This window comes from Streptomyces sp. A 4/2 (assembly GCF_940670765.1).
Lineage (GTDB): Bacteria > Actinomycetota > Actinomycetes > Streptomycetales > Streptomycetaceae > Streptomyces.
The window spans coordinates 47,679-70,331 of the sequence record NZ_CALNVW010000021.1; the positions used below are offsets into that span (position 1 = coordinate 47,679).

The 22,653-nt window shown below is 69.7% G+C and carries 22 protein-coding genes; 8 read left to right on the plus strand and 14 right to left on the minus strand.

Annotation, left to right across the window (positions count from 1 at the left end):
- Window positions 1-123: 123 nt before the first annotated feature.
- Together NBY69_RS17030 and NBY69_RS17035 are read right to left on the minus strand one after the other, a co-directional pair.
- Window positions 124-294 (minus strand): DUF5670 family protein, encoded by a 171-nt coding sequence (locus NBY69_RS17030; RefSeq protein WP_250301939.1) that lies wholly within the window; start codon window positions 292-294, stop codon window positions 124-126.
- A 30-nt stretch (window positions 295-324) separates the two neighbouring features.
- A complete protein-coding gene (locus NBY69_RS17035; protein WP_250301949.1) occupies window positions 325-645 on the minus strand; it encodes a hypothetical protein in 321 nt (106 codons plus the stop codon).
- A 39-nt stretch (window positions 646-684) separates the two neighbouring features.
- On the opposite strand from NBY69_RS17035, the gene NBY69_RS17040 reads away from it, so the two are divergent.
- A complete protein-coding gene (locus NBY69_RS17040) occupies window positions 685-1,029 on the plus strand; it encodes an ATP-binding protein (protein WP_250301940.1) in 345 nt (114 codons plus the stop codon).
- 100 nt (window positions 1,030-1,129) lie between these two features.
- On the opposite strand, the gene NBY69_RS17045 is transcribed toward NBY69_RS17040, so the two are convergent.
- Entirely contained in the window at window positions 1,130-2,467 is a 1,338-nt protein-coding gene (locus NBY69_RS17045; RefSeq protein WP_250301812.1) for a M6 family metalloprotease domain-containing protein, read from the minus strand.
- Window positions 2,468-2,780: 313 nt separating this feature from the next.
- On the opposite strand from NBY69_RS17045, the gene NBY69_RS17050 reads away from it, so the two are divergent.
- Both NBY69_RS17050 and NBY69_RS17055 read left to right on the plus strand, forming a co-directional pair.
- Window positions 2,781-3,428 (plus strand): TetR/AcrR family transcriptional regulator, encoded by a 648-nt coding sequence (locus NBY69_RS17050; protein ID WP_250301813.1) that lies wholly within the window; start codon window positions 2,781-2,783, stop codon window positions 3,426-3,428.
- Window positions 3,429-3,545: 117 nt separating this feature from the next.
- Window positions 3,546-5,099: an MFS transporter gene (locus NBY69_RS17055; RefSeq protein WP_374211289.1), complete on the plus strand. Its 1,554-nt coding sequence runs from the start codon at window positions 3,546-3,548 to the stop codon at window positions 5,097-5,099.
- Window positions 5,100-5,159: 60 nt separating this feature from the next.
- On the opposite strand, the gene NBY69_RS17060 is transcribed toward NBY69_RS17055, so the two are convergent.
- Window positions 5,160-5,750: a MarR family winged helix-turn-helix transcriptional regulator gene (locus NBY69_RS17060; protein WP_250301815.1), complete on the minus strand. Its 591-nt coding sequence runs from the start codon at window positions 5,748-5,750 to the stop codon at window positions 5,160-5,162.
- Window positions 5,751-5,845: 95 nt separating this feature from the next.
- On the opposite strand from NBY69_RS17060, the gene NBY69_RS17065 reads away from it, so the two are divergent.
- Entirely contained in the window at window positions 5,846-6,625 is a 780-nt protein-coding gene (locus NBY69_RS17065; RefSeq protein WP_250301816.1) for a dioxygenase, read from the plus strand.
- A 33-nt stretch (window positions 6,626-6,658) separates the two neighbouring features.
- Here NBY69_RS17065 and NBY69_RS17070 read toward each other — a convergent pair whose 3' ends face one another.
- Window positions 6,659-7,207: a GNAT family N-acetyltransferase gene (locus tag NBY69_RS17070; protein ID WP_250301817.1), complete on the minus strand. Its 549-nt coding sequence runs from the start codon at window positions 7,205-7,207 to the stop codon at window positions 6,659-6,661.
- 182 nt (window positions 7,208-7,389) lie between these two features.
- Between NBY69_RS17070 and NBY69_RS17075 the strand changes: the two genes are divergently transcribed.
- Complete coding sequence (locus NBY69_RS17075; protein ID WP_250301818.1) at window positions 7,390-8,370, plus strand: RNA polymerase sigma factor RpoD/SigA; 981 nt, start codon at window positions 7,390-7,392, stop codon at window positions 8,368-8,370.
- 159 nt (window positions 8,371-8,529) lie between these two features.
- Here the strand turns inward: NBY69_RS17075 and NBY69_RS17080 are convergent, their stop codons facing one another.
- Window positions 8,530-10,092, minus strand: a complete 1,563-nt coding sequence (locus NBY69_RS17080; protein ID WP_250301819.1) for an MFS transporter — start codon at window positions 10,090-10,092, stop codon at window positions 8,530-8,532.
- A 62-nt stretch (window positions 10,093-10,154) separates the two neighbouring features.
- On the opposite strand from NBY69_RS17080, the gene NBY69_RS17085 reads away from it, so the two are divergent.
- Complete coding sequence (locus tag NBY69_RS17085) at window positions 10,155-11,120, plus strand: YafY family protein (protein WP_250301820.1); 966 nt, start codon at window positions 10,155-10,157, stop codon at window positions 11,118-11,120.
- Window positions 11,121-11,187: 67 nt separating this feature from the next.
- Here the strand turns inward: NBY69_RS17085 and NBY69_RS17090 are convergent, their stop codons facing one another.
- Entirely contained in the window at window positions 11,188-11,934 is a 747-nt protein-coding gene (locus tag NBY69_RS17090) for a DUF6227 family protein (RefSeq protein ID WP_250301821.1), read from the minus strand.
- 162 nt (window positions 11,935-12,096) lie between these two features.
- On the minus strand, window positions 12,097-13,221 hold the full coding sequence (locus tag NBY69_RS17095; protein WP_250301822.1) for a P1 family peptidase: 1,125 nt from the start codon (window positions 13,219-13,221) through the stop codon (window positions 12,097-12,099).
- A gap of 178 nt (window positions 13,222-13,399) precedes the next feature.
- On the opposite strand from NBY69_RS17095, the gene NBY69_RS17100 reads away from it, so the two are divergent.
- Window positions 13,400-13,600 carry a hypothetical protein gene (locus tag NBY69_RS17100; RefSeq protein ID WP_250301823.1) on the plus strand — a complete coding sequence of 67 codons (201 nt, stop codon included), beginning with the start codon at window positions 13,400-13,402 and terminating at the stop codon, window positions 13,598-13,600.
- Window positions 13,601-13,674: 74 nt separating this feature from the next.
- Here the strand turns inward: NBY69_RS17100 and NBY69_RS17105 are convergent, their stop codons facing one another.
- The 5 genes from NBY69_RS17105 to NBY69_RS17125 all read right to left on the minus strand — a co-directional run bounded on the left by NBY69_RS17105 (window position 13,675) and on the right by NBY69_RS17125 (window position 19,067).
- Window positions 13,675-14,304: a hypothetical protein gene (locus NBY69_RS17105; RefSeq protein ID WP_250301824.1), complete on the minus strand. Its 630-nt coding sequence runs from the start codon at window positions 14,302-14,304 to the stop codon at window positions 13,675-13,677.
- A gap of 237 nt (window positions 14,305-14,541) precedes the next feature.
- On the minus strand, window positions 14,542-15,384 hold the full coding sequence (locus NBY69_RS17110) for an S-methyl-5'-thioadenosine phosphorylase (RefSeq protein ID WP_250301825.1): 843 nt from the start codon (window positions 15,382-15,384) through the stop codon (window positions 14,542-14,544).
- Between the two features lie 149 nt (window positions 15,385-15,533).
- Entirely contained in the window at window positions 15,534-15,914 is a 381-nt protein-coding gene (locus NBY69_RS17115) for an FmdB family zinc ribbon protein (protein WP_250301826.1), read from the minus strand.
- A 66-nt stretch (window positions 15,915-15,980) separates the two neighbouring features.
- Window positions 15,981-17,318 (minus strand): MFS transporter, encoded by a 1,338-nt coding sequence (locus tag NBY69_RS17120; RefSeq protein ID WP_374211292.1) that lies wholly within the window; start codon window positions 17,316-17,318, stop codon window positions 15,981-15,983.
- A 237-nt stretch (window positions 17,319-17,555) separates the two neighbouring features.
- The gene (locus NBY69_RS17125) at window positions 17,556-19,067 is read right to left on the minus strand and encodes a potassium/proton antiporter (RefSeq protein WP_250301942.1); all 1,512 of its coding nucleotides are present in this window, start codon (window positions 19,065-19,067) and stop codon (window positions 17,556-17,558) included.
- A gap of 215 nt (window positions 19,068-19,282) precedes the next feature.
- Here NBY69_RS17125 and NBY69_RS17130 point away from each other — a divergent pair, with 215 nt between their 5' ends.
- The gene (locus tag NBY69_RS17130; RefSeq protein ID WP_250301827.1) at window positions 19,283-22,027 is read left to right on the plus strand and encodes a penicillin acylase family protein; all 2,745 of its coding nucleotides are present in this window, start codon (window positions 19,283-19,285) and stop codon (window positions 22,025-22,027) included.
- A 3-nt stretch (window positions 22,028-22,030) separates the two neighbouring features.
- Here NBY69_RS17130 and NBY69_RS17135 read toward each other — a convergent pair whose 3' ends face one another.
- On the minus strand, window positions 22,031-22,624 hold the full coding sequence (locus NBY69_RS17135) for a 5-formyltetrahydrofolate cyclo-ligase (protein WP_250301828.1): 594 nt from the start codon (window positions 22,622-22,624) through the stop codon (window positions 22,031-22,033).
- Window positions 22,625-22,653: the final 29 nt, after the last annotated feature.

The window sequence follows — 22,653 nt, forward strand, 5'->3', positions numbered from 1 at the left end:
TCAATGTCCGCTCCTGCCCGGGGGTGATGTCTTCAATCCTCTCGCAGCGAAAAGCGGGCAGGATGGATGGGTTTGTTCTGTTATGGCCCATCCATCCTGCCCATCCCTGACGGGTGATGCGGTCTACCAGCGGTACCAACGTCCCCTGCGGCTGCTGCCTCCTGCCGGATGGATCAGGAATCCGAGCAGCCACACCACCAGTACCACGATCGCGATCCACCACAGTGCCTTCAGTGCGAAGCCCGCGCCGAAGAGAAGCAGGGCGAGAAGAAGAACAAGAAGTACGGGGCCCATCGATATCAGCCTCCACTGCATTCGTTTTATTCAGCGGTCTTTGTGTCGACGGTCTTCACGTCGACGGGTGCATTGATCCGCCGCTTCGTCGTTGCGCTGATCATTCGGCTGCCCGGCCTTTTCGATTTCATGCGTACGGGTGAACGGCAGGCTCTTTTCGCTGATTTCCCGCTGGATTTCGCTGGATCCGGCTGTCCGGGGTAGGCGCGCGGTGGCAAGAAGTGAGGCGAGTGCAAGGAATGCAGCAAACGTGCCGCGAGGGGCGTTTCTGTCGATGGGGTGAGTCATGTGCAGCGGGAAATGCGCCACGGATACGGCGATCGGTGCGGCGATCGGTGCGGCGGCGGACAAGGGCGGCCGGACCTCACCAACTGGACCTGTCGGCCGCAACTGGCGGCCGAGGCGCGGGAGGCGGTGTTCGGATTCCTGTCGGGACTGCATCCGGCGCCGCCCGCGCACACCAGTCAGAACCTGGTCCTGCTGGTCTCCGAGCTCGTCACCAACGCCCTGCGGCACGCGGGCGGTGTGACCGTGCTGCGGCTCACTGCCGACCGGCGGTGTCTTGAAGTCGCCGTCGCCGATCCCAGCCCCGCCCATCCGCAGGACCGCACGCCCGATCTGACCGGGTGCGGGGGCGGCTTCGGCTGGCCGATGGTGCGGCGGCTGGCCCGCACCGTCGAGGTGTCGCCCCGGCCGGACGGCGGCAAGGTCGTCGCCGCCACCCTCGTCCGTTGAGGTCGCTGAGGTCGCTGAGGTCGCCGAGGCCACCAACCGAGGTTGCTGAGGTCGGAGACCGGGGACCGTCCGGTCGCACCGTTCAGGAGCATCAGAAGCATCAGGAACGCGTGATGCGCACCTCGTAGCGGCCCGACTTGTCCTTCCCGGTGACGGCGACGATGACCCCGCGCGCCGCGTCCGTGAAGGTCTGGCCCACCATGAACGGCGCGTCCGACAGCTCCGCCTGCACATTGGGGCGCATGGTGCAGCCGCTGCTGTCCGGGGTGCTGTCCTTGACGGTGATGGGGCCCTGGCCGGTGTCGACGTCCCCGTCGACGCGGTAGACGAGGACACCGGCCCGGCAGACCGCGTCGTCGTTGCCCGAGCGGGTGCGGACCTCCAGTACGTAGGCGGCCGACTCCGACATCGGGATCACCGCCAGTTTGGTGCCGCCGCGGGTCTCCAGCGGGGAGAGCGTGGCCTGGTGGGTGCCCGGGGTCGACGCGCAGCTGACCTGACTGTCGTCCAGCCAGCCGAGCTTCCACTTGTGCCAGCCCAGCATGTCGTTGTCGGCGCCCCAGTCCTCGGACATGATGTCCCAGTGCCCGACCGAGCCGCCGCCGCTCGACGTGTAGAGGTCGGGGAGGCCGAAGTCGTGGCCGTTCTCGTGCGGCAGGACGCGGTAGCCGGTGTGGTCGTACGAGCCGGATCCGTCGTCCTGGCGGCTGTAGATGAACGACATGTTGGAGAGCCGGACGCCGTCGGTCACCGGGGCCTCGTCGTTCCCGGAGAAGGTCACGGAGAGCACGGTGTCCAGCGCCGAGGGGCCCGCGTTGGGGGTGGCGATGACGTTGACCAGGTCGTACTTGCGGAAGTCCACCTGGCTGCGGGCCGCTTTGACGATGTCCCGGGCGAGGTCGCGGTAGCCCGGTTCGTAGGGGGAGCCGCGCTGTATGCCGTACGCGGTGAACGGTTTCGGCATCCGCAGCCAGTGTTTGACGGGCGTATCCGGGCGGTAGTCGAGCCGCCCGTACGAGCTGGTGCGGTACCAGTCGGCGGTCTGCGGGAAGAACTCGTCGTACCGGCTCATCGCGTTGCCGCGGCCCTCCGCGTCCGGGAAGTCGATCATGAGGGTGAGCGCGTGGACCGTGCCGGTCGAGCGGGCGTAGCCGGGGGCGGTCGGCAGGCCCTCGGACATCTGGACGCCCATGGCGCCGCCGATCTTGCAGGGGCCGAGCGATACGGAGCCGCCGTGGTCGGCGGGGTGGGCGAGCCGCCCGGCGGACGCGGGGGCGGAGCCGCCCGACGGAGTCCTCGGTACGAGGGTGGTGCTGCCCGAGGTCAGTGCCGCCAGCGCGAGTGCGGCGAGGGTGACGACGGCCAGTGGGCGGCGCGGCGTACGTATCCGTGAGCGGCCAGTGCGGCTGCCGCTCGTCCTTGGGCGGGTCAGATGCATGCCTTCGCCTTCGGGCCGCGGCAGCCGACGGATCCGTACTGCGCTTGTTCGATCACCCTGTGTCGGGGGCGGCGGACGCGCGCGCTGAGTGGGCCGATCGTGGGTTCTTCGGCTCAAACGCACGTGACTCAGGTCACAAGCGTTGCGGGAAATAACCGGGGATGGTTTCCCCGTTTGAACCCTTGGTTGCAGCGAAGTGGGGAAACCCTCCCCGCTTGCGTGACGCCAGTGACACCAGCTCCATCAGTGACACCAGCGACTCGACCGATGACGTGAACCACATGACGTGAACCGAAGACCTCAGGAGAGGGAAGTGGACGCCGTGCACACCGCCACCGCCGCCCGGCCGCGCCCCAGGGCCGACGCCCTGCGCAACCGGGAGCGGATCGTCTGTGCCGCGCGTGAGGTCTTCGTGGAGCAGGGGCCCGACGTCCCGCTCGACGAGATCGCCCGCCGGGCCGGCGTCGGCAATGCCACGCTCTACCGCCACTTCCCCGACCGCACCGGCCTCTTCCGGCACGTGGTGCTCTTCGTCATGGCCCACTTGTCGGACCAGGTGGAGACGGCCATCGCCGAGGAATCCGACAGCTTCACCGCGTTGCGCCGCTTCGTGCACGCCGCGGCCGGGGAGAAGATCGGCGCGCTCTGTCCGATGCTCGCCGACGGCTTCGACCGTGCGGACGCGGAGATCACGGCCGCGCGTGACCGGCTCACGGACTCCGTGGAAGACCTGATGGAACGCGCACGCCACGAGGGGCAGCTGCGCGCCGACGTCGCCGTCGGAGACCTTTTCGTAGCCCTGTCCCAGCTCACCAGGCCGTTGCCGGGCACCGGCTGCCTGGACCTCGACCGCTTCGTCCACCGTCATCTGCAGCTGTTCCTCGACGGGCTCCAGGCCCCGGCGCGGACCGTCCTTCCGGGGTCACCGGCGACCCTCGAAGACCTGCGCCGTCAGTCGTGATCCAGCTGTAACGCCTCCGTATTCCACCTCCCGTCAACTCCTGTTCGGGACGCTGTCCTCAGACCTGTTCACCCTTCTCCGCACCCCTAGGTGGCCACCACCATGTCGAAATCCGCCATGCCGAAAACTGACGACATATCACTACCTGATCCCAACCGCTGGAAAGCGCTGGTCTTCATCGCGCTGGCCCAGTTGATGGTGGTGCTCGACGCGACGATCGTGAACATCGCGCTGCCGCACGCCCAGGTCGACCTCGGGATCTCCGACGCCAACAAGCAGTGGGTCATCACGGCCTACGCCCTCGCCTTCGGCGGGCTGCTGCTCTTCGGTGGCCGTATCGGCGACCTCTGGGGCCGCAAGCGCGCCTTCGTCATCGGGCTGCTCGGTTTCGCCGCGGCATCCGCGGTCGGCGGCGCCGCCGCCAACGAGGCGATGCTGCTCACCTCCCGTGCCGCGCAGGGTGTCTTCGGCGCGCTGCTCGCGCCGGCCGCGCTGTCGCTGCTCGCCGTGACCTTCACCGATGCCAAGGAGCGCGCCAAGGCGTTCGGCATCTTCGGAGCCATCGCCGGTGGCGGTGGCGCCGTGGGCCTGCTGCTCGGCGGATTCCTCACCGAGTACCTGGACTGGCGCTGGACGTTCTTCGTCAACATCCCGTTCGCGGCCGTCGCCGCGCTCGGCGCGTACTTCGTGATCCGTGAGCCCGCGGGCGGCCGTAACCGCTCGCCGCTGGACATCCCCGGTGTGCTGCTCTCCACGACCGGCCTGGTCTCGCTGGTGTACGGCTTCACGCGCGCCGCGTCCGACGGCTGGTCCGACCCGGTCACGATCGGCCTGTTCGTCGCCACCGTCGTGCTGCTCGGCGCGTTCGTCCTCGTCGAGTCGAAGGTCAAGGCCCCCCTGCTGCCGCTGCGCGTGGTCGCGGACCGCAACCGCGGTGGTATCTACGCCTCGCTGGGCCTGGCCATCATCGGGATGTTCGGTCTCTTCCTCTTCCTGACGTACTACCTCCAGGTCGTGCAGGGGTACTCCTCGGTCCGGACCGGCTTCGCCTTCCTGCCGATGGTCGCCGCCATGATCACGGGCTCCACGCAGATCGGTGCCCGGCTGATGACCCGGGTGCCCGCCCGGTTCCTGATGGGCCCCGGCTTCGCCGTCGCGGCCGTCGGCATGCTGCTGCTGACCCGCATCGAGGTCGGTTCCTCGTACGCCGGAGTGATCCTGCCGGGCATGATCCTGCTGGGCCTCGGGATGGGTACGGCGTTCATGCCTGCGATGTCCCTCGCCACGCACGGCATCGCGCCGCGTGACGCGGGTGTCGCCTCGGCGATGGTCAACACCTCGCAGCAGGTGGGTGGCGCGATCGGTACCGCGCTGCTGAACACGATCGCGGCCTCGGCCACCACCGCGTACCTCACGAGCCACGCGGCGGCCGGTGCCAACGCGAAGCTGGTCCAGGCCCAGGCGCTGGTGCACGGCTACACGAACGCCATCTGGGTGGCCGTCGGCATCCTGGCGATCTCCTCGGTGATCGCGCTGACGCTCATCAATGCCGGACGCCCCTCGGTCACTCCGGCGGCCTCTCGCTCCGGTTCCGGCTCTGGTTCCGGTTCCGGCTCCGGTGAGACCGACGCGGTCGAGGACGAGGTGCAGATCCCGGTGATCGCGCACTGACCGTTCCGAACGCAGCAGATCTGCCCTGGTCCCGCACCGGCACCGTGTTCCCTGCCGGTGTCAGCGGAGCCAGGGCAGATCCGCGTCCGTACCCGTCGGCTGGAGGCCCTCGGCCATCACGCGCATGATCTCGCCGAGCTGGCCGACCTGTTCGGGGGAGAGCCGGTCGAAGAGCGCCTGCCGTACGGCAGCGACATGGCCGGGCGCGGTCCGCTCCAGCACCTCCATGCCGTCCGGCGTCAGGACGGCGTACTGGCCGCGCTTGTCGGAGGGGCAGTTCTCGCGGCTTACCCAGCCGTTCTTCTCCAGCCGCGCTATCGCGTGCGAGAGCCGGGACCGGGTGATCTTCGCGTCCATGGCCAGCTCGGTCATCCGCATCCGCCGCCCGGGGGCCTGGGAGAGCTGCACGAGCAGCCCGTAATAGGTGTGCGGCATTCCGGCGTCGCGCTGCAACTGGCGGTCGAGGTGATCCTCCAGGAGCGTGGAGGCATGGAGATACGCACGCCAGGTGAGCTGCTCCTCGTCACTGAGCCAGCGCGATCCGGCAGCGGTTCCGGCGGCGGGGCCTTCGGCGGCTCCGGCGGCGGGGCCTTCGGTGGTTCCGGCGGCGGGGCCGTCGGAGCGGCTGTCAGGGGGCGGTTTCGTGGCCATGCGCTCCACTCTACGACTCTTTCTTGAAGATTAAACTAGATCTGGTCTAAGGTCTTGGGTGAAAGCTTGAGACTTCAAGTATGGGAGTTGCCGCCATGACCGCCACCGCCCCGGAGCGCATGCCCGCCCTCTATCTCTCCCACGGCGCGCCGCCGCTCGCCGACGACCCGGTCTGGCCCGGTCAGCTCGCGGCCTGGTCCGCCGGCCTGCCCCGCCCCAAGGCGATCCTGATGGTCTCCGCGCACTGGGAGGAGGCCCCGCTGGCGCTCGGCGCGACCGCGACGGTCCCCCTGGTCTACGACTTCTGGGGCTTCCCCGAGCACTACTACCAGGTGGAGTACGCGGCCCCGGGCGCACCCGTCCTCGCCGAGCGGGTCCGGAAACTGCTGCGCGGCGCGGGCTCCCCGGTCCAGGACATCGAGGACCGGGGGCTCGACCACGGCGCGTACGTCCCGCTGGTGGAGATGTTTCCGGCAGCCGACATCCCGGTACTCCAGATCTCCATGCCCACCCTCGACCCGCAGCAGCTGATGGACATCGGGCGCAAGCTAGCCCCGCTGCGGGACGAAGGGGTGCTGATCGTGGGCAGCGGCTTCTTCACCCACAACCTGGCCGCGCTGCGGCACGAAGGGATCCCCGGGTGGTCGGCGGAGTTCGACGCATGGGGGCGGGAGGCCCTGGAAGCACTGGACATCGACGCGCTGCTCGACTTCGAGAACAAGTCCCCGGCCGGACGGCTGGCCCACCCACGCACCGAGCACTTCGCGCCGCTGTTCGTGACGCTCGGGGCGGCGGGCGAGGAACTGGGCGATGCGCGTCAGGTGATCGACGGGTTCTGGATGGGGCTGGCGAAGCGGTCGGTGCAGTTCGGATAGACGGTCCGGGCCTGTCCGGCCGGGCCTGTCGGATCAGCTCGGGGTCGGCCGGGCCCGGTCCGTGCCGAGGGGCCGCTCGAACCAGGCGACGTCGTGGTACGTGCCGAACTTCCGGCCGACCTCGCGGTAGGTGCCCACAGGGGTGAAGCCGAACCGCTCGTGCAGCCGCACCGAGGCGGCGTTGGGCAGGGTCACGCCCGCGTACGCCCGGTGCACGTCCTCGTTCTCCAGGGCCTCGAACAGGGCGGTGTAGAGCAGCGTGCCGATACCCCGGCCGCCCGCGTCGGGGGCGCAGTAGACGCTGACTTCGACGGACGTGGCGTACGCGGCTTTCGGCCGGAACGCGCTGCTGGTCGCGTACCCCAGAATTCGGGCGGACGGAACATCCTGCGCAACCAGGAGGCGGTGGGCGCCGTCTTCAGGGTGGGAGAGCAGCCACGGACGGCGTTCCTCGACGGTGAGGACATTCGTGTCAAATGTGATCGCAGTCTCACGGATGTAGTGGTTGTAAAGATCGGTGAGAGCGCCGAGGTCCGCCTCGATGCCCGGCCTGACCTGCACTTCCGTGCCTTCCACGGACATCTGCTCCCCCTCGGTGGCCGGACAGGATACTGCATGATCACGAAAATCAGAGCGTGCCATGGGAATTCTGTCCGGATTCCAGTCGTTGTTTCCATCAGATGCAGGACACCGACCAGGGTGTTCCGCACCACACGAGCCACTGATTCGCGACCTCATCACGTTACTTACGTTAGGGAGCACGCATGGCAACCCGTGCCGTCGCCCGTCGTTCCGACAGGGCAAGCAGCGTTCGCGCCGTAGGCGGGGAGATCGCCGACCGCGACCTGGTCGGCATGTACCTCGACGAAATCGCACGTACGCCACTGCTCGACGCCGCAAAGGAGGTCGAGCTGTCTCAGACCATCGAGGCGGGGGTGTACGCCCAGCAGGTGCTCGACGGTTCCGTGCAGAGCGAGGCGGGCGGGGCCTCGCGTGAGGAACTGGAGGCGCTGGTCGCCGCGGGAGAGCGGGCCAAGGACGTCTTCATCCGCTCCAACCTGCGACTGGTCGTCGCTGTCGCCCGCCGCTATCCGCGAGCCGGGCTGCCGCTGCTCGACCTCATCCAGGAGGGGAACGCCGGCCTGGTGCGCGCGGTCGAGAAGTTCGACTACGCCAAGGGCTTCAAGTTCTCCACGTACGCGACGTGGTGGATCCGCCAGGCCATCACCCGGTCCATAGCCGACCAGTCCCGGACCATCCGGCTCCCTGTCCACCTGGTGGAGGAACTGGGCCGTATCCGCCGGGTCCAGCGGGAGTTCAACCGTGAGCACGGCCGGGACCCGGAGCACTCGGAGATCGCGGCCGAGCTGGACGCCAAGCCGGAGCGGATCAGCGATGTCCTCGACTGGGCCCGCGACCCGGTCAGCCTGAACATGCCGGTGGACGACCAGGGCGAGACACAGTTCGGTGACCTCCTGGAGGACACCTCGGCGGTGTCGCCCGAGCAGTCCGTGATGACGCTGCTGCGCAGCGAAGAGCTGGACGAACTGATCGGCAAGCTCGACCACCGCACGGCCTCGATCATCAAGATGCGGTTCGGCATCGACGACGGCCGGGAGCGGACGCTGACCGAGGTCGGCAAGGAGCACGGCCTGACGCGCGAGCGGATCCGGCAGATCGAGAAGCACGCCCTGCTCGAACTCAAGAAGATGGCCGACGACGTGGGCTTCGACGCTGCGGCGTGAGCGCCGCCCGCCCGCCTCGGCAGCGAAGCCGCATACCTCGACCGCCGTACGGACCGTTTATCGGTCCCGTACGGCGGTCGAGGTGCGTCCAGGGGCCGCCGGGGCAGGCGGCGCGTCCGGTACCGCGAGTGGTCCGGAGCGGTCCTGAGTGGCGCAGGCTCAGCCGGTGAGTACCGGCTCCTTCGCCTCGTCCGTCCCGGCCGGTCCGCCGACATCGCCGGCCTCGTCCGCCACCGACGCCGCTTCAGCACCGGCCGGGGCCCGCTTCGGCAGTGCGAACATCAGCAGGAAGATCGCGCCGAGCACCCCGGCCACCCACCACAGCGAGTTCATGAACGCGTGGGCGAACGCCGGACCCGTCGCGCTCGGGGCCAGTCGGTCGCTGATCGAACCGAAGAAGACCACGGACACCAGCCCGAGCCCCAGCGCGTTGCCCATCTGCTGCACGGTGTTGATCAGCCCGGACGCCGAACCCGAGTGCTCCTTCGGTACGTCCGCGAGCACCGCGTCCGTCAACGGCGCCACGATCAGACCCATGCCGAGTCCCATGACCACCAGCGGCAGCGCCATCTGCCAGGACGCGATCCCCATGCCGTACCGGTCGGCCTCCCAGATGTAGATCAGCAGGCCGGTCATCATCAGCAGCGCACCGGTCTGGAGCACCTTGCGGCCGAAACGCGGCACCAGCTTCTGTACGGACATGGCCGCAGCCACCGACACGGAGACCGAGAAGGGGATGCCCGTGGTCCCGGCCCGCAGCGCGCTCCAGCCGAGCCCGATCTGCATGTACATCGTCCAGACCAGGAAGAAGATCCCCAGCGCGATCCCGAACGTGGCCTGCACCGCGATGCCCGCGGCGAAGCTCTTCACCTTGAACAGTTCCAGCTCGATCAGCGGCGAACCGTCCCTGCGCGCCTTCTGCCGCTCGTACGCCACGAGCCCGGCGAAGACCAGGATGCTGCCCGCCATGCAGAGGAAACCCCAGACCGGCCAGCCCAGTTCACGGCCGCGGGTCAGCGGGTAGAGCAGCATCAGCAGCCCCACCACCACGAGCACCACGCCGACGACATCCAGGCGGAGTGCCCTCGGGGCCTTGGACTCGCTGATGAACTTCCGGCCGAGGAGCAGGCCGACCACACCCACCGGCAGGTTGATCAGGAAGATCGGCCGCCACTCCAGACCTGCGATGTTCCACTGGGTGAGCAGCGCGCCGAGCAGCGGGCCCGACACCGCGCCCAGGCCGACGATCGCGCCGAACAGGCCGAAGACCTTGCCGCGCTCCTCGGCGGGGAACGTGGCGTGCACGATCGAGAGCACCTGCGGGACCATCAGCGCGGCCATCGCGCCCTGCAGGATCCGCGAGGCGACCAGCATCTCCGGGTTGGCCGCGAAGCCGCACAGCGCGGACGCCAGGGTGAAGCCGGCTATGCCGATGAGGAAGAGCTTCTTGCGGCCGTGGATGTCTCCGAGCCGGCCGCCGGTGATCAGCCCCGCGGCGAAGGCGAGCGCGTAGCCCGCGGTGATCCACTGGATCTGGCTGAAGGTGGCGCCGGTGTCCTTCTGGATGGACGGAATCGCGATGTTGACGATCGTGACGTCGACGAGATCCATGAAGGCCGCGGTCATCACGATGGCCAGCGCGAACCACCGGCGGCGGTCCGCGCTGAGCGCCTTTTGCGCCGTCTGCGCGTTCTGCGCGGTCTGCGGGGGTGTTGAGGTCATGTCTCCAAGCTAAAGGGGATGTAGGTCAGAAAATGTCCCAGTGGGGCGGCATCCTGAGTGACATGACGGACACTCCGGCACGGCTGCTGCAACTGCTCTCGCTGCTCCAGACTCCGCGTGAATGGCCGGGGGGTGAGCTCGCCGACCGCCTGGCGGTCAGCCGGCGCACGATCCGGCGGGACATCGACCGGCTGCGCGACCTCGGCTACCCCGTGCAGGCCACGATGGGCGCCGAGGGCGGATACCGCCTGGTCGCGGGCAAGGCGATGCCCCCGCTGGTCCTCGACGACGAGGAGGCGGTGGCCATCGCGGTCGGCCTGCGCGCCGGGGCGGGGCACGCGGTCGAGGGCATCGAGGAGGCATCCGTACGAGCACTGGCCAAGCTGGAGCAGGTGCTGCCGTCCCGGCTGCGCCACCGCGTCGCCACGCTCCAGGCCGCGACCATCCCGCTGACCAGCGGCGACGGTGCGACGATCGACCCGGCGACCCTGACGGTGATCGCGGGCGCGGCCACCGGGCCCGAGCGGCTGCGCTTCGGCTACCGGGCCGGGGACGGTACGGAGACGAAGCGGCTGGTCGAGCCGCACCGCCTGGTCTCCACCGGGCGGCGCTGGTACCTCGTCGCGTACGACATCGACCGGGAGGACTGGCGTACGTTCCGGGTCGACCGGGTCAGCGAGCCGTTCCCGACCGGAGTGCGGTTCGTTCCGCGGGAGCTGCCTGCGGGCAATGCGGCGGAGTTCGTCAGCCGGTCGCTGTCGCGGCGCCAGCCGGTGGTGGATCTCGACGTCACCTTCGAGGCGCCGGCGGAATTCGTGGCGGCGCGGCTCCCGAACGGGATGGCCACGCCGGAGGCCCTGGGGGAGCGGCGCTGCCGACTGCGGCAGCCGATCGCCGACTCGCTGGAGTACCTGGGGCTGCGCCTCTCGCTGGTGGACGCGGAATTCACCGTCCACCATCCGTCCGAACTGATCGACCACCTGGCCGAGTTGGGGGCTCGGCTGGTCCGGGCAGCGAGTGACGGATGACGGATGACGTGGAAAGGGCGCCGACGCGAGGTCGGCGTGGAACCGGCGCGCGTCGCACGCGGGCGCGTCATCTCACGCGGGCGCGCAGCTCCATCGCGGTCCGGGCGGCGCTCTGCGAGGTGTACACCTCGCACATGTGGCGGCCGTCGGGCGTGGCCGTGTGCTCGACCTCCCAGAGGCTGAACTCCTGGCCGTCGAGCAGCAGGAAGGCGTGCTCGTAGAGGGTGAAGCCGGCGTCCTCCCCGGTCTCGAAGCGGCACTGGGTGCCGAAGGCCTGGCTGATCTGGTGGGCGAACGCGGAACGCAGCAGCCGGGCCACGTCCTCGCCGGGACGGTCCGGGTTCTCCGCGCGACGCAGTACGCGGCGGGCATGGTCGGCCGACCGGTCGGCCGAGTAGGTCCGGGCCACCGGGGCGGGCGGGGTGGACTTCAGGGCGCTCAGGATGCCGAGGTCGTCCTCCGGGTCCTCGTCCGGGAACATCGCGGCGGCATCCGCGCCACGGATACGGGTGACGGCGAGCCGGGCCTCCTCCTGGCCCGTGTACAGCTCGTGCTGCGGGCCCGCACCGGCACCCGTGTCGTACACCAGCTCCCACAGGGTCAGGTCGCTGCCGTCGGCGATGAGGAAGGTGTGCCGGTACGTCTCGCGGTGCAGCCCGGCGCCCGAGCTGTGGTGCGAGGAGTGCAGCGCGCTGTTGTGCGCCAGCGCGCAGTCGAGCCGCTCGATGGTGGCATCGGGCAGCTCGAAGGAGTTCAGCGCGCGGCCGAGGAGTCGCGCGAGGTGCTCCTCGGTCGTCTCATGCGGATCGCTCAAGGTCTCTCCAGGCCGTCGCGGCAAGTCATGGTTCTGGGACTCAACGTAGTCCCTGGGTCTGACAAGGTGGCCTTCGTTCGGCAAAACGTCCAGGGGGCGCGGAAAGTTCCTGTCCTCTCGGCCAACTCGCTTGTCCGGTACGTCAGTAGATGTGCCGTCAGTTCAGTACAGATCACGGTGGGCCGGGAACGTTCCGCCCGGCCCCTCCACCGACTCCGCCGCTCTCACCGCCCGCACCACGGCCCGGCACAGCGCGTCGGCACCTGCGGCCAGCACTTCGTTGAGCACCCCCGGATCGGGGAGCCGACATGTGCCGGTGGCGAGCGTGAACACGGTGTCGCCGTCGTGCAGCAGGTGGACGGGGCGTACGGCGCGCGCGAGTCCGTCGTGCGCCGTACCGGCCAGCTTCTGCGCCTGGGCACGGGTGAGTTCCGCGTCGGTGGCGACCACGGCGATGGTGGTGTTCAGCGGGGGGCGCGCGTGGCGCCCGCGCGCAGCGGCCAGCCGCCTCTGCGCCTCCGCGTGCACGGCGGCATCCGGATACTCGGGCCGGCCGTCGCCGTACTCGCCGTAGAGCACGCCGGTCTGCGGATCGACCGTCGAACCCACCGCGTTGACCACGGCGAGGGCGCCGACGGTGACACCCGAGGCGAGTGTGATGCTCGCCGAGCCCACACCGCCCTTGAGCCCGCCGGCGACCGCTCCCGTACCGGCGCCCACGTTGCCCTGGGCGACCGGGGCGCCGGATTCCGTACGGGCGGCAGCCTCCACCGCCGCGCGTCCGGTCGCGGCGTCCGGCCTGGCCCGCCAGTCACCGCCGCGCCCCAGGTCGAAGATGCACGCGGCGGGGACGACCGGGACGACCTGCGCGGGGTCGGGCCCGACCTGGAAGCCGCGTCCCTGCTCCTCCAGCCAGGCCATCACACCGGACGCGGAGTCCAGCCCGTACGCACTGCCACCGGTCAGTACGACGGCGTCCACCCGCTGCACCAGATTCCGCGGATCGAGCGCGTCCGTCTCGCGGGTGCCGGGTCCGCCCCCGCGCACATCCACCGCGGCGACCGCCCCGCCGGGCGGGGTCAGCACGACGGTGGTGCCGCTCAGCGCCCGGTCGCCGGGCACTCGCGCGTGCCCGACCCGCAGACCGGCCACATCGGTGAGCGAGTCGGTGGGCGAGTCGGTGGGCGAGCCGGTGGCCGCGCCGCGGGCTGCGTCGACCGGCGCCTCCGCCGGCGCCTCCCGTGCGTCTTCCGGTGCGTCTGCTGGTGTCTGGTCCCCTGGTGTCATGACCCCATGGGACCACTGCGCCACTGATCCAGCGGCGTCCGAGCTGAATGTCATCTGCACCGCCGGTGAGCGACCGTACGCGCGTGACCGTCGGCGAGTGGACGGAGGACGGCGGGACGGAGGACGGCGGGACGGAGGACGGCGGGACGGTACCGGCCGGTCGCCGTACCCTTGCCGTATGAGCAGCACCTCCGCCCCCGGCCCGCGTGACGACGAGCAGCCCAGGCCCAGGCCCAAGCCGACGCTGATCTTCGACGACCCGCTGGACCAGCAGTCCCCGGACGACACGGACCGGGGCTGGGGAGAGCGGCCCTCCTCGACCGACGGCGCGGCCGACCTGGCCCGCTTCCTTGACGAGAAGCCGCCTCACCACATCTGACCCACCACGGATCTGATCCACCACGGATCTGATCCACCACGATCCGACCCGCCACGCCGGGGCGCCAGGTGACGTCAGCACATCGTCACCGCCAGTCTTGAGGTCGCGCCGGCGCCCGCCAGCGCGGTCGCTGTGGCGCGTGGGACCGCGAGGACGATCAGTGCCCCATCGTCGACGGGGGAGTCACCCGCGCCCGCCGGTACATCGGCCACCCGGACACCTCTGGCCACCACCCTGGCGGTGCCGGTGCCGGTGCCGGTGTCCGCCGTCGCCGGTCCTGCTGTCGTGTCACCGGCCGCGATGACGTCGACCCGGTCACCCGGCGCCAGCAGCCGGACCGTCGCCGCGTCAGCGATACGCACCGGCGCCGACACCAGATCGGGTGGGGGGTGCCCGGGAACGGCCGGCGAAGCCCGTACACCCGCCCGCTCCTCTGTCCGCTCACGCGCTCGTTCACCCGTCGGTTCGCCGGCCTGCGTACCCGCCCGCTCACCCGCATGTGCGGCTGCCTGCGCGGCAGCGGGCCCGGTGTCGCGCGACGCCCAGAGCGTCGGCGCGACAGCCGCGAGCACCAGCCCCGCCGCCATCGCCCGGCGCCGCCGGTTCAGGGCCTGCCACAGGCGGTGCCGCCCGGAGCGCACCCGCAACGGGGGGAACGACGGTACGCCGCGCGGTTCGGGCGCGGACACGACTGGTGCGGGCATGGGGATCATGACAACCACCGCCTGGTGAGAGGAGCTTGCTCGTGTCGAGTGCTCCCCACCATCCAGCGTTCCGCGCTGTCCCGCTGAGACCTGTGGGCTACCCGTGAGTTGTGGACAACTCACTCACCCCTGAGCACACCCAGCCCCCTGAAACAGCCCCCTGGAGCAGCCCCCTGAAGCAACCTCCTGGAGCAGTCCCCTGGAGCAGTCCCCTGGAGCAGCCGCTGAAGCAGCCCGCTAAGGCAGCTCGATCCCCGTATCGACCCCGTCCAGCGCGTGCGAGCACAGGCACTCCCGCGCGTTCTCCGCAGGCAGCCCGGCCACCGCGTCGAAGAGCACCGTACGCAGCCGGTCCACATTGGCGGCGAAGACCTTCAGCACCTCGTCGTGGGAGACCCCCTCGCCCGCCTCGGCGCCCGCGTCCAGGTCCGTCACCAGCGTCATCGACGCGTAGCAGAGCCCCAGTTCACGGGCGAGAACCGCCTCGGGGTGCCCGGTCATGCCGACCACCGACCAGCCCATCGCCGCATGCCACCGCGACTCGGCCCTGGTCGAGAAGCGCGGTCCCTCGATGACGACCAGCGTCCCGCCGTCCACCGGCTCCCAGTCCCGGCCACGCGCCGCCGCGAGGGCGGCCCTGCGCCCCGCGGGGCAGTAGGGGTCGGCCAGCGAGACGTGCACCACGTTCGGCCTGCTCCCGTCCGGCAGGGCGTGACCGTCGTAGTACGTCTGCGTACGCGCCTTCGTACGGTCCACCATCTGGTCGGGAACGAGCAGCGTGCCCGGTCCGAACTCCGGCCGCAGCCCGCCCACCGCACACGGGCCGAGCACCTGCCGTACGCCCACGGACCGCAGCGCCCAGAGGTTCGCGCGGTAGTTGATGAGGTGCGGCGGCAGATGGTGGCCGCGTCCGTGCCGGGGAAGGAAGGCGACCCGCCGCCCGGCGATCTCGCCGAGGAAGAGGGAGTCGCTGGGCTTCCCGTACGGGGTGTCCACCTCGACCTCGGTCACGTCCTCCAGGAAGGAGTAGAACCCCGAGCCGCCGATGACACCGATCTCTGCATTCGCCGCGTTCGCCATGCCGGTCACACTATCCGGGGCACCGGAAACGCCTAAGGCCCCACCGTCGGTGACGGCAGGGTCCTAGGGAAAGAAGTACTGGCGAGAGCAGTACGGGCAGTACGGGCAGTACGAGGAGCAGTACGGGGACGGCACTTCCCGGACAGGTCCTAGGCGGCCGAGCTGCCGCTCGAAGAGCTGCTCGACGCGGAAGAGGACGACGAAGCCGAGGACGACGCCGACGACGCGGAAGCCGACGACGAGTCGGACGACTTGGCAGCGCCCGCCTTCGAATCGGAACCCGAGGAGCCCGAGGACCCCGACGAGGACGACCCGGCAGGCTTCGCGGAAGCCGCCGTGCTGCTCGACGAGGCTCCGCGGCTGTCATTCCGGTAGAAGCCCGAGCCCTTGAAGACGATGCCCACCGCCGAGAACACCTTCTTCAGGCGTCCTTCGCAGTTCGGGCACACGGTGAGGGAGTCATCGGTGAACTTCTGCACCGCCTCAAGGCCCTCGCCGCACTCGGTGCACTGGTACTGATAGGTCGGCACTTGCTCCTCCTGGCACTCTCACTCAGTGAGTGCTAACGACGTTCTATAGTGACGCATTCCGCTGGATCAGTCCACCGAGACCGGCACGCGGTGACCGATCCCACGCTCCGTCCCGCTCGTCCGTCGTGCTTCCGACGTTCCCGCGGACCCGGCTCCCGCCTCCGCGAACGCCGTGCCCGACACCGGCTCCGCGCCCTTCGGGGTGAGCCGGGAACGCAGTGCCAGCAGTGTGATCAGGGCCAGCACCGTGCCGCCCATCGGCACCAGGAATCCGGTGCTCGCGTTGTACGCGTCGGCCAGCTGCCCGGCCACCGAGACCGCCGCGGCCTGTCCCAGCGCCACCGATCCGGTCAGCCAGGTGAAGGCCTCGGTCCTGGCCGTGGCCGGCACCAGCTTCTCCACCAGCGTGTATCCGCTGATCAGGGCGGGCGCGATGCAGAGTCCCACCAGCAGTCCGAGCCCGGCGATCAGCGGCGCCGTGTGCATCGCCCAGAGCCCGGACGCGGTCAGCGCCAGCGCCGTGTAGGCGATCAGCAAGCGGTTCTTCGGACCGGTCTTCCAGGCGATGGCCCCACAGGCGATCCCCGCGAGCATGTTGCCCGCGGCGAAGATCCCGTACAGCAGACCGTTCATCCCGGGTCGGCCGATCTCCTCGGTGAACGCGGTGAGCGATACCTGCATTCCGCCGAAGACCGCCCCGATCCCCAGGAAGGCGATGGCCAGCGCCCGCACACCCGGTACGGACAGGGCGGAGGCGTGCTTCACGCGCGGCTGGCCCGCGACCCGGGCGCCGACGGCGGGCTGGGTGCGGCGCTGCGCCGCGAAGACCAGACCGCCGACCAGGGTCAGTGCGGCCTCGGTGATCAGACCGGCCGCCGGGTGGATCCCGGTACACAGCGCGGTGGTCAGCACCGGACCTATGACGAAGGTGAACTCGTCCGTCACCGATTCGAAGGCCGCGGCGGTCGACATGAGGGGGGACCCCTCCAGCTTCACCGCCCAGCGGGACCGGACCATCGGGCCGATCTGCGGAATGGACGCACCGGTCGGCACCGCGGCGAGGAACAGCGCCCACAGGGGCGCGCCCGCCAGGGCCAGCACCACCAGGGCGCTCACCGACACCGCGTGGACGATCACGCCGGGGAACAGCACGGCGCGCTGCCCGAACCGGTCCGCGAGCTTGCCGCTCTGCGGTGCGAACAGCGCCATGGAGACACCGCTCACCGCGGCGACCACACCGGCGCTGCCGTACGACCCCGTCGTGTGGTCCACCAGCAGCACGATGCCGATGGTCAGCATGGCGAAGGGCTGCCGCGCGGCGAAGCCGGGCAGCAGGAACGTCCAGGCGCCCGGCGTACGCAACAACTGCCCGTATCCCGGACGGGCCTCGGAGACCGTGGACACCACGGCCTTGCCTTTCTGCCGCCTGGTGGCGCTCCCCTGCGGGTACGGCATGCGGGAGGCAATGCGTACGGGAGCTGCCGAGAGCTGTCCTCTTGCGCGGAACTGCGGTAGATGCCGGGCCGCCTCGGCGGGCAGAACGCATGTCACAGAGAAGCTGGACAACTGCGCGGGACCACGACGAGGGTGCCACGACCGCCATACGGTCGCGCCAGCTCTGCATCAGGCAGAGTTGGTCGATCAAGTCAATCGGTTCATGGTACCGCTGTTCGCCAGCCAACCGGCCAGCTTGCCGCCCTGGCCGATCGCCCGCAGCCGTGCCTCGGCCGCGTCCCGTACCGGGTCCGTCGCCACCACCAGCAGCTCGTCCCCCCGGCGCAGCACGGTCGACGGCAGCGGGACGAAGCTCGTGCCGTCCCGTACGACCAGAGTCACCGCGGCGCCCGCGGGCAGCCGCAGCTCGCCGACCTCCACGCCGTGCATCTTGGACTTCGCCGGGATCGCCACCGAGAGCAGATGGCCGCGCAGCCGTTCCAGCGGCGCCGACTCGATGCCCAGGTCGGAGGCGGTCTCCGCGTCGTCGCCGAGGTTCAGCTTGCGGGCCAGCCAGGGCAGGGTCGGCCCCTGTACCAGGGTGTAGACGACCACCAGCACGAAGACGATGTTGAAGACCCGTGAGCTGCCGTCGATGCCGGACACCATCGGGATGGTGGCCAGGATGATGGGGACGGCGCCGCGCAGCCCGGCCCAGGACATCAGCGTCTGTTCCTGCCAGGGCACCCGGAACGGGGCGAGGCTCAGCAGTACGGAGACCGGCCGCGCCACCATCGTCAGCACCAGGCCCACGATCACCGCGGGCCAGAAGTCGCTGCCCAGTTCGTGCGGGCTCACCAGCAGACCCAGCAGGACGAACATGCCGATCTGGGCGATCCAGCCGAGCCCCTCGGCGAAGCCCCGGGTGGCGGGCCAGTGCGGCAGTTTGGCGTTGCCGAGCAGCATCGCGGCGAGGTAGACGGCGAGGAATCCACTGCCGTGCGCCAGCGCGCCGCCCGCGTACGCCGTGATCGCGATGGCCATCACCGCGATCGGGTAGAGGCCGGACGCGGGCAGCGCCACATGCCGCAGCCCCCACGCACCGAGCCAGCCCACCGCGAGTCCGATGGACGCGCCGATCGCCAGTTCCAGCGCGATCTCGCCCACCAGCACGTACCAGTGCTCCACGGGGCCGACCGTCGAGAAGGCGACCACCAGGATCACCACAGGGGCGTCGTTGAACCCGGACTCGGCCTCCAGCACTCCGGTGATCCGGGAGGGCAGCGGGACCTTGCGCAGGACGGAGAAGACCGCGGCGGCATCCGTCGAGGACACCACGGCGCCGATGATCAGTGCCTGGCGCCAGTCGAGTCCGACCAGGTAGTGCGCACCGGCGGCGGTGATCCCCACGCTCACCGCGACACCGAGTGTCGACAGCACGACCGCCATCGGCAGGACCGGCTTGATCTCTTTCCACTTGGTGCCCAGGCCGCCCTCGGTGAGGATCACGACCAGCGCGGCGTAGCCGATCACCTGCGTCAGTTCGGCGTTGTCGAACTTGACGTTGAAGATGCCGTCCTGGCCTATCGCCATCCCGATGCCGAGGTACAGCAGCAGGCTGGGGAGACCGCTGCGCGACGAGATGCGCACGGCGGCCACGGCGATCAGCAGAACGAGCGAGCAGATCAGCAGGAGCTCGTTGAGATGGTGGACAGTCAGTGGCCGTTCCTTCCCTCGTACGCCTGCAGGTACTTCGTTACCCTACCTAATCCTTGACGTTTCCTTGACGCTTCGCGTGGTTGTGCGAACCCGGCTGTGGGCCTGGCTGTGAAGCCGTTGGCGAACCCGGTGGGGATACCGCGTCCTGACCGCGGCGGCGCTGCGCCTATGGTTGCTCCAGCACTCAGGACCACCCTGCCCCTCGAAGGACAGCGATGCCCGCCGCCACCATCTCCGCCGCCCCTTCCGGCACGAAGTCCCGCAAGAAGAAAGGGCGTCGCGCCCGCCTGCTCGTGATCGTCCTGGTCCTGGCGCTCGTTGCGGGTGTCGGATACGGGACGTACTGGGGCGTAAGCACCGTGCGGGCGTCCCTCCCGCAGACCACCGGGGAGATAAAGCTGCCCGGTCTCTCCGGGAACGTCGACGTGCAGCGCGACAACTACGGCGTCCCGCAGATCTACGCGGACACCGACGACGACCTCTTCCGCGCGCAGGGCTTCGTACAGGCCCAGGACCGCTTCTGGGAGATGGACGTACGCCGTCACATGACCTCGGGCCGTCTCTCCGAGATGTTCGGCTCCGGACAGGTCAAGACCGACTCCTTCCTGCGGACGCTCGGCTGGCGCCGCGTCGCGCAGAAGGAGTACGACACCAAGCTGTCGGCGAAGACCAAGGAGTACCTGCAGGCGTACGCGGCAGGGGTCAACGAGTACCTGAAGGGCAAGGACGGCAAGCAGATCTCCGTCGAGTACGCCGCCCTCGGACTCACCAACGACTACACGCCCGAGAAGTGGACGCCCGTCGACTCGGTGGCCTGGCTCAAGGCCATGGCCTGGGACCTGCGCGGCAACATGCAGGACGAGATCGACCGTTCGCTGATGACCTCGCGGCTCGACACCCAGCAGATCGACGACCTGTACCCGGCGTACCCGTACAGCAGGAACAAGCCGATCGTGCAGCAGGGCGGGATCGACCCGGTCACCGGGAAGTTCGACCCGAACGCGAACCCGGCCGGTTCCGTCGACGGGACGAACACCGCGGGTGACGCGGTCCAGGGCATGCAGTCGCAGCTCTCCTCGCTCTCGGACACCCTGGACGAGATCCCGGCGCTGCTCGGCCCGAGCGGCAGCGGCATCGGCTCCAACTCCTGGGTGGTCTCCGGCAAGTACACGACCACCGGCGAGCCGCTGCTCGCCAACGACCCGCACCTGGCGCCGCAACTGCCCTCGCTCTGGTACCAGATGGGCCTGCACTGCCGGACCGTCTCCAGCAAGTGCGGCTACGACGTCGCGGGCTACACCTTCTCCGGCATGCCGGGCGTGATCATCGGCCACAACCAGGACGTGGCCTGGGGCTTCACCAACCTCGGCGCCGACGTGACCGACCTCTACCTGGAGAAGGTCAGCAGCACCGGCTATCTCTACGACGGCCAGGAGAAGCCCTTCACCACCCGCGACGAGACCATCAAGGTCGCGGGCGGCAGGTCGCGGCAGATCACCGTCCGCGAGACGAACAACGGCCCGCTGGTCTCGGACCGGGACACCGAACTGGCGAAGGTCGGCCAGAAGGCCCCGGTCGCCTCGGCGGCCCCGGACCGCGGCAACGGCTACGCGGTCGCCCTCAAGTGGACCGCGCTGCAGCCCGGCAACTCCATGGACGCGGTCTTCGAGCTCGACAAGGCCAAGGACTGGACGACCTTCCGCGCGGCGGCCAAGGACTTCGAGGTCCCCTCGCAGAACCTGATCTACGCCGACACCAAGGGCCACATCGGCTACCAGGCGCCGGGCACCATCCCGATCCGCGCCAAGGGGTTCGACGGCACGATGCCCGCCCCGGGCTGGGACTCCAAGTACGCCTGGAAGGGCAGCATCGCCTTCGACAAGCTGCCGTACGAGTACGACCCGAAGAGCGGCTACATCGTCACCGCCAACCAGGCCGTGATCGACGCGAAGAAGTACCCCTACCTGCTGACCGAGGACTGGGGGTACGGCGCCCGCAGCCGGCGGATCACCGATCTCATCGAGTCGAAGATCAAGGACGGCGGGAAGATCTCGACCGAGGACATGCAGAAGATGCAGCTCGACAACAGCAGCGAGATCGCCAAGCTGCTGACGCCGCTGCTGCTGAAGCTGAACGTCAAGGACCCGGATGTCCGCCAGGCGCAGAAGCTCCTCGAAGGCTGGGACTACACCCAGGAGCCGGACTCGGCGGCAGCCGCGTACTTCAACTCGGTCTGGCGCAACATCCTCAAGCTCGCCTTCGGCAACAAGCTGCCCAAGGAGCTGCGGGCCGAGGGCGACTGCCTCAACGTGCCGCCCGCCGACAGCTCCTCGGGCCCGGCCGACGAGCAGAAGAAGCTGGTGCGGGAGTGCGGCCAGCGCTCCGCCGACTCGGCCCAGCCGGACGGCGGCGACCGGTGGTACGAGGTCGTGCGCAACCTGCTGAACAAGCCGGACAGCGACTGGTGGAAGACGCCGCAGACCCGGCTGGACGCCGCCACGCACAACCGTGACGAGCTGTTCGGGCGCGCCATGAAGGACGCCCGCTGGGAGCTGACGGCCAAGCTCGGCAAGGACATGGACACCTGGAACTGGGGCCGGCTGCACCAGCTGACCCTGAAGAACCAGACCCTCGGCACCGACGGCCCCGGCGTCCTCAAGTGGATGCTCAACCGCGGCCCGTGGAACCTGGGCGGCGGCGAGGCGGCCGTCGACGCCACCGGCTGGAACGCGGCGGGCGGTTACGGCGTCGTGTGGGTCCCGTCGATGCGGATGGTCGTGAACCTCAAGGATCTCGACAAGTCGCAGTGGATCAACCTGACCGGGGCGTCGGGGCACGCGTACAGCGCGCACTACACCGATCAGACGGACATGTGGGCCAACGGCGACCTGCTCACGTGGTCGTTCAGCAAGAGCGCCGTCGACCACGGCACGGTCGACCACCTGGTGCTGAAGCCGTGACGCTCACCCGGTGAAGTGCTGGACGCCTCCGGGCGTCACCACCGCGTGAACGGGGTGGTCGTGCGGTTCCTCCGGGACCCGGGCGACCACCTCGTTCGCGTAGAGGAGCACCACCAGGGCGGGGGCGGCGCCCTCGCGCGCGAGCCGGGCGAGCACCCGGTCGTAACTGCCGCCGCCGCGTCCCAGCCGCATCCCCCGCCCGTCGACGGCCAGTCCGGGCAGCAGCACGGTGTCGGCGTCGAGCACCGCGCGTACGCCGAGCCGCGCGCCGCCCGGTTCGAGAAGCCCGCGCCCGGCGCGTTCCAGTGCGCCCGCGCCCTCGTACGTACCCCAGTCGAGGTCGTTGTCGGGGAGCAGCACCGGGAGCAGCACCCGGACCCCCCGCGCGCGGAGCGCGTCCAGCAGGACGCGGGTGCCGGGCTCCTTCCCCACCGAGACGTACGCGGCGACCGTCCCGGCCCGCGCCAGCTCGGGAAGGGTGAGGGCCCGCTCGGCGAGAACCGCGGCGGCCGATTCTGCGTCGTTACTGGTCAAGAGCGCTCTTGCGGCGAGCAGTTGGCGGCGCAGGGTTGCTTTGTCCGGTTTTTCGGTGATCATGGGAAGCGCGCAATCCTCTCGTAACCTCA

Coding starts and splice junctions, on each gene's coding strand:
- NBY69_RS17030 (WP_250301939.1), bottom strand. CDS start 294: ATGGGCCCCGTACTTCTTGTTCTTCTTCTCGCCCTGCTTCTCTTCGGC.
- NBY69_RS17045 (WP_250301812.1), bottom strand. CDS start 2,467: ATGCATCTGACCCGCCCAAGGACGAGCGGCAGCCGCACTGGCCGCTCA.
- NBY69_RS17055 (WP_374211289.1), top strand. CDS start 3,546: ATGCCGAAAACTGACGACATATCACTACCTGATCCCAACCGCTGGAAA.
- NBY69_RS17060 (WP_250301815.1), bottom strand. CDS start 5,750: ATGGCCACGAAACCGCCCCCTGACAGCCGCTCCGACGGCCCCGCCGCC.
- NBY69_RS17065 (WP_250301816.1), top strand. CDS start 5,846: ATGACCGCCACCGCCCCGGAGCGCATGCCCGCCCTCTATCTCTCCCAC.
- NBY69_RS17070 (WP_250301817.1), bottom strand. CDS start 7,207: ATGTCCGTGGAAGGCACGGAAGTGCAGGTCAGGCCGGGCATCGAGGCG.
- NBY69_RS17075 (WP_250301818.1), top strand. CDS start 7,390: ATGGCAACCCGTGCCGTCGCCCGTCGTTCCGACAGGGCAAGCAGCGTT.
- NBY69_RS17080 (WP_250301819.1), bottom strand. CDS start 10,092: ATGACCTCAACACCCCCGCAGACCGCGCAGAACGCGCAGACGGCGCAA.
- NBY69_RS17085 (WP_250301820.1), top strand. CDS start 10,155: ATGACGGACACTCCGGCACGGCTGCTGCAACTGCTCTCGCTGCTCCAG.
- NBY69_RS17095 (WP_250301822.1), bottom strand. CDS start 13,221: ATGACACCAGGGGACCAGACACCAGCAGACGCACCGGAAGACGCACGG.
- NBY69_RS17100 (WP_250301823.1), top strand. CDS start 13,400: ATGAGCAGCACCTCCGCCCCCGGCCCGCGTGACGACGAGCAGCCCAGG.
- NBY69_RS17105 (WP_250301824.1), bottom strand. CDS start 14,304: ATGCCCGCACCAGTCGTGTCCGCGCCCGAACCGCGCGGCGTACCGTCG.
- NBY69_RS17110 (WP_250301825.1), bottom strand. CDS start 15,384: ATGGCGAACGCGGCGAATGCAGAGATCGGTGTCATCGGCGGCTCGGGG.
- NBY69_RS17130 (WP_250301827.1), top strand. CDS start 19,283: ATGCCCGCCGCCACCATCTCCGCCGCCCCTTCCGGCACGAAGTCCCGC.
- NBY69_RS17135 (WP_250301828.1), bottom strand. CDS start 22,624: ATGATCACCGAAAAACCGGACAAAGCAACCCTGCGCCGCCAACTGCTC.